The organism is Stenotrophomonas sp. 3diitr2024, from assembly GCF_042136455.1.
Lineage (GTDB): Bacteria > Pseudomonadota > Gammaproteobacteria > Xanthomonadales > Xanthomonadaceae > Stenotrophomonas > Stenotrophomonas sepilia.
This window is the reverse complement of sequence record NZ_JBHHMJ010000336.1, coordinates 1-5,454: the sequence shown is the minus strand read 5'-3', so window position 1 is coordinate 5,454 and position 5,454 is coordinate 1. Positions and strand designations below refer to the sequence as shown.

Here is a 5,454-nt window from a genome sequence, read left to right as displayed (position 1 = left end):
TTGGCGCCATGGATGGCGCCATCGAGCCCCCATGGATGGGTTTACGGCGTGTCCTGCCAGCCCACACCGCCCCGCCATCCACCGGGATGCAGCTGTTGCTGTTGCGGTTGCCGGCCAGCGGCCCGCACTACCGGTGCCGGGCGGCAGCCCGGCTCAGACGCCGAAGCGCTCGTCGTCCATCGCCATCAGCGGGGCGGCGCCGGACTGGATCGCAGCGGCGTGGCTGAGCGTGCGCGGCAGCACACGGGCGAAGTAGAACCGCGCGGTCTCGCGCTTGCCCTGGGCGAAGGCGGCGCCGTGTGCGCTGGCGTCGGCGGCGGCGACGCTGCGGGCCCACCAGTAGGCCAGCACCACGTAACCCGAATAGAACAGGTAGTCGTAGCTGGCCGCGCCCAGTTCGTCCGGATTGCCGGCCGCGCGCTGGAGCACATCCATCGTCAGCTTGCCCCATTCGGCGGCCTTGGCGCGCAGCGGGCCAATGAACTCGGCCAGCGCTTCGTTGCCCTCGTGTTCCTTGGCGAAGGCTTCGATCTCGGCCAGCATCAGCTTCAGGCCGGCGCCCTGGCTGGACGCGGTCTTGCGGCCGATCAGGTCCAGCGCCTGGATGCCGGTAGTGCCTTCATACAGCGTGGTGATGCGGGCGTCGCGGGCCAGCTGCTCCATGCCGTGCTCGCGGATGTAGCCGTGGCCACCGAAGCACTGCAGGGCGTTGTAGGTGTTCTCGATGCCCCATTCGGTCTGGCAGGCCTTCGAGATCGGGGTCAGGAAGCTCACCAGGGTGTCGGCGCGCTCGCGCTCAGCGGCATCCTCGGCATGGTGGGCAACGTCGATGAGGGTGGCGGCGTGCAGCGCCAGCAGGCGGCTGCCTTCGACCAGCGACTTCACCGTCAGCAGCATGCGGCGCACATCCGGGTGGACCAGGATCGGGTCGGCCGGCTTGTCCGGGAACCTGGCACCACTCAGGGCGCGCGACTGCAGGCGCTCACGGCTGTACTTCAGCGCGTTCTGGTAGGCGCGCTCGGACAGGCCGATGCCCTGCAGGCCGACCCCCAGGCGCGCGGTGTTCATCATGGTGAACATCGCCTGCAGGCCCTTGTGCGGCTGGCCGACCAGGTAACCCTGCGCGCCATCGAAGTTCATCACGCAGGTGACCGACCCCTTGATGCCCATCTTGTGCTCGATCGAGCCGCAGCGCAGTGCGTTGCGCTCGCCGACGTTGCCGTCGCGGTCGACCTTGAACTTCGGGGTGACGAACAGCGAGATGCCCTTGGCACCTGGGGGAGCGTCGGGCAGCTTGGCCAGCACCAGGTGCACGATGTTCCCGGTCAGGTCATGCTCGCCGGCGGTGATGAAGATCTTGGTGCCGGTGATCGAATAGCTCCCATCGGCGTTCGGCTCGGCCTTGGTCTTGAGCAGGCCGAGGTCGGTACCGCAGTGCGGTTCGGTCAGGCACATGGTGCCGGTCCAGCGGCCCTCGATCAGCGGCTTGAGGAAAGCCTCGTGCTGCCAGGCCTCGCCGTGCTGCTTCAGTGCTTCGATGGCGCCGTGGGAGAGCAGCGGGAAGTTGCCCCACGCCAGGTTGGCGGCATTGATCATTTCGTTCAGCGGCACGCCCAGAGTGTGCGGCAGGCCCTGGCCGCCCAGCTCCGGCGAGGCGGTCAGGCCGGTCCAGCCGCCATCGACGAACTGGTCGTAGGCCTGCTTGAAGCCGGGCGGGGTGGTCACTTCACCGGTGGCCTGGTCGAGCACGCAGCCGATCTCGTCGCCGACGCTGTTGAGCGGGGCCAGTACGGTGGCGCTGAAGCGGCCGGCTTCCTCCAGCACGGCATCGATCACGTCGGCGGTGGCGTCGGTGAAGCCCAGGCGGGCGAACAGGGGTTCGACCTTGAGCACGTCGTGCAGGGCGAAACGGAGGTCGGAAAGCGGGGCGGTGTAGCTGCTCATCGGTACGTCTCGATTTGATCAGGGCAGGGGAGAGCGGCGCCGGGCGCCGCCACGAAAGGCGCGTTCAGCGCAGCACGCCGGGCAGGCCGGGGGCCTGGTTGAGGGTGCTGCGGCTGCTGATGTCGAAGCTGCGCTGCTTCTTTTCCTGCGGCGTGGCCGCCACCGTTCCCTTCAGGCCATAGGCCAGGGTGCGGTTGCTGGCCAGCGCATCGGCCACCACCAGGCGCGCGGCCGAGCTGGGCACCAGGTCGACATTGATCACGTCGGCGGAGGTGCCGCCGATGGAGATGCCGGGCTTGGCGTGCAGGGTGCCGGCTTCGTTGTCGCCGACGGTCAGCGCCAGCGAGACGTCATCGAAGGTCATCGGCATCGAGCTGAAGTTCTGCAGGCGCAGGGCCACGGTCCAGTTGCCGTCGGCACGCACGGTCAGCTGCTGCAGGCTGGCCGCCGGTTCCGAAACACGCTTGACGATGCCGTTGTTGCAGGCAACAAGGGCGAGGGTGCACAGGACAATCAAGGCGATACGGAAACGGTGGAGCATGGGCGCAAGTCCTCTGGAGGGGTGCGTTTGGATAAGCATACTACGGCGTATGGTTGTTTGGATCGCCTGTGGCGACCCGTCGCAGAGGGTAGCGCGTGAAGATGGCGGCCGGGCGTGCGCGGTGCCGGACGGCGCGCGCGCGGCGCCGCGGTTGCGACGCGGTTCAATCGGCGGGCGTATCGCGAAGCGGGGCCATCAGGCGCAGCGGGCGCAGGTCGTAGCCCATGGCCTCGGCTTTTTCTCTCAGCGCTTCGAAGCGTGCGCGATCCATTTCCGGCAGGCGCGAGAGGATCCACAGGTACTTCCGGTCCGGTTCACCGACCAGTGCCCACTGATAGTCCGGGTCCAGCGCCAGCACCCAGTAGTCGGCCCAGACCAGCGGGACCCAGCTCAGCCAGTCCGGCGCGAAGCGCACCTGCAACTGGCCGGGATGGCCGGCCACCGCGCGTGCCACGCCTTCGGCGACCACGCGCTCACCGTCGCCGTTGCGGCAGGCGTTGGTGACACTGATGCGGCCATCGCTGCGCAGTCCGTAGTTGGCGGTGATCTCGCCCACGCACTGCTTCTGGAACGAGACCGGAAGATGCGCAATCTCGTGCCACTGGCCGGCGTAGCGATCGATGTCCAGGCGCTCGACCGCGCGCACAGGTTCAGTGGCGATCACCGGGAAAGCGGCCAGCAGCAGGCAGGCGAACAGGGCGGGGCGCAGAGGCATCGGTAGGCTCCAGGCAGGAGTCTGGAGCGTAGGTGCCGCCGCGCATGCCGGTGTAAATGTTTCGTCAACCGGGCGTGTGCGCGGGCGCCGCATCCGCCACTCGTGCAGTGCGCGAAGCACGGACAAAAAAAGACCTGCATCTCTGCAGGTCTCGAAAGATGGTGGCCGAAGACGGAATCGAACCGCCGACACGGGGATTTTCAATCCCCTGCTCTACCAACTGAGCTACTCGGCCAAACTGTGTGGCAATCACGATCAACTGCGATTCCCGAAAAAAAGACCCGCATTTCTGCAGGCTGTCGAACGTGGTGGCCGAGGACGGAATCGAACCGCCGACACGGGGATTTTCAATCCCCTGCTCTACCAACTGAGCTACTCGGCCACGTAGTTCATTGCAGCGAGGTCGCTGCCAAGGACGCGCATATTACGGAGGTCAGCCGGCTACGGCAAGCATTTTGGCAAAAAACCTTCACATTGCCGTCTGCGCAGACGCAAGTACTTGATCCGCCGTCGCGGGGCGGGGGGGCGCTGGATGCCGATTCATCCGTGCGCGGTGGCGCGGTGATCATCGCGTGCGGCGGAATTCAGCGGGCCACCGTGATCGACAAACGCGGCGTGGCGCGGCCTGCGCGTGGACGGCACCGATACTGGACATGGAACGCTGTTTTCGTGACCCCCATGGGGGAACGCTGCGGCGTAGTGTCGGCGTTCCTTTCCTGATGCTGGCAACAGCAGAGACCGTCGTCATGTCCGACTCATCGACCACCACCCGCATCGTGCTGGCGTCGCGTCCGCAGGGGGCGCCCACTGCAGCCAATTTCCGCCTGGAGCAGGCCGCGCTGCCGCCCTTGGGCGACGGTGAGGTGCTGCTGCGCAATCGCTACCTCTCACTGGACCCGTACATGCGTGGACGCATGGATGAGGGACCGTCGTATGCCGCGCCGGTGGCAGTGGACGCTGTGATGGAAGGCCAGACCGTGGCCGAGGTATTGCAGTCCAGGGCTGCGGGTGTCGCAGTGGGCGAACGGGTGCTGGCGCCGGGCGGGTGGCAGACCCACGCGGTGCTGCCGGCCAAGGCGCTGGGCCGCCGCCTGGACCCGGCCGGGCTGCCGTTGAGTACGGCGCTGGGGGTGTATGGCATGCCGGGCTTCACCGCCTATTCCAGCCTTCATGAAATCGCCCGCCTGCAGCCGGGAGAGACGCTGGTGGTGGCCGCCGCAACGGGGCCGGTCGGCGCGACCGTGGCGCAGTTGGCCAAGCTGCAGGGCGCGCGCGTAGTGGCCATCGCCGGTGGCGAGGCCAAGCGTGCCTATCTGCAGACGCTGGGCGTGGACGTGGCGCTGGATCATCGCGCGGCTGATTTTGCCGAGCAGCTGCGCGCGGCGGTACCTGCGGGTATCGACGTGTACTTCGAGAACGTCGGGGGCCATGTGCTGGATGCGGTGCTGCCGTTGCTCAACGACTTCGCCCGCATTCCGGTGTGCGGCACCATCGCCACCTACAACAATCGTGGCGTCGCGCAGCCTGGCCCGGACCGCCTGCCGGTGCTGTTCAGCCAGATCCTGCGCCAGCGCCTGACCGTGCGCGGTTTCATCGTGCACGACTTCAAGCACCTGTGGCCGGACTTCGAGCGCGAGATGGCGCAGTGGCTGCGTGAGGGCCGCATCCAGTACCGCGAGGATGTGGTGGAAGGGCTGGAAAATGCACCGGAGGCGTTCTTCGGGCTGCTGCAGGGGCACAACTTCGGCAAGCTGGTGGTGAAGCTGGACTGAGGGCTTGGCCGATGCCGGCCAAGGTTGGCGGCTACCGGAGGTTGGGGGCGCCGACAAGGTCGGCGGCTTGCGGGTCGCGTCAGCCGTTGGCGACCTTTTCCCGGCGCAGCAGTTCGCGCTTGCGTGCCACGCCCCAGGCATAGCCGGACAGGTCGCCGTCGCGGCGCACCACCCGGTGGCAGGGCACCGCCACGGCCAGCGGATTGCTTGCGCAGGCGCGTGCCACCGCGCGGCTCGATCGCGGCGCGCCGATACGCGCGGCGATTTCGGCATATGAGGCCGTCTGTCCGCGCGGAATCTGCTGCAGCGCCTGCCATACACGTTGCTGGAAGGCCGTGCCGCGGATGTCCAGCGGCAGCGTGGCGCCTCGCGAGGGATCCTCGACCAGGCCCACCACCTGTGCCACCAGTTGTTCATAGCCGCTGTCGGCCCCGACCAGTTCGGCCTGGCGGAAGCGCTGCTGCAGTGACTGCAGCAGCGCT

At 67.5% G+C, this 5,454-nt stretch carries 5 protein-coding genes and 2 tRNA genes; 1 reads left to right on the top strand and 6 read right to left on the bottom strand.

Going from position 1 to position 5,454, the window contains the following annotated elements:
- Positions 1-153 precede the first annotated feature (153 nt).
- The 5 genes from ABGA94_RS08470 to ABGA94_RS08450 all read right to left on the bottom strand — a co-directional run bounded on the left by ABGA94_RS08470 (position 154) and on the right by ABGA94_RS08450 (position 3,582).
- Complete coding sequence (locus tag ABGA94_RS08470; RefSeq protein ID WP_279946238.1) at positions 154-1,944, bottom strand: acyl-CoA dehydrogenase C-terminal domain-containing protein; 1,791 nt, start codon at positions 1,942-1,944, stop codon at positions 154-156.
- A 64-nt stretch (positions 1,945-2,008) separates the two neighbouring features.
- Entirely contained in the window at positions 2,009-2,485 is a 477-nt protein-coding gene (locus ABGA94_RS08465) for an LEA type 2 family protein (protein ID WP_053501243.1), read from the bottom strand.
- A gap of 163 nt (positions 2,486-2,648) precedes the next feature.
- A complete protein-coding gene (locus ABGA94_RS08460) occupies positions 2,649-3,200 on the bottom strand; it encodes a lipocalin family protein (RefSeq protein WP_329845167.1) in 552 nt (183 codons plus the stop codon).
- A gap of 159 nt (positions 3,201-3,359) precedes the next feature.
- A tRNA-Phe gene (locus ABGA94_RS08455) sits at positions 3,360-3,435 on the bottom strand.
- A 71-nt stretch (positions 3,436-3,506) separates the two neighbouring features.
- Positions 3,507-3,582, bottom strand: a tRNA-Phe gene (locus ABGA94_RS08450).
- Positions 3,583-3,946: 364 nt separating this feature from the next.
- On the opposite strand from ABGA94_RS08450, the gene ABGA94_RS08445 reads away from it, so the two are divergent.
- Positions 3,947-4,972: an NADP-dependent oxidoreductase gene (locus ABGA94_RS08445; RefSeq protein WP_111177508.1), complete on the top strand. Its 1,026-nt coding sequence runs from the start codon at positions 3,947-3,949 to the stop codon at positions 4,970-4,972.
- A gap of 79 nt (positions 4,973-5,051) precedes the next feature.
- Here ABGA94_RS08445 and ABGA94_RS08440 read toward each other — a convergent pair.
- Positions 5,052-5,454: methylated-DNA--[protein]-cysteine S-methyltransferase (locus tag ABGA94_RS08440; protein WP_375367002.1), on the bottom strand; the 403-nt coding region annotated here is incomplete at its 5' end.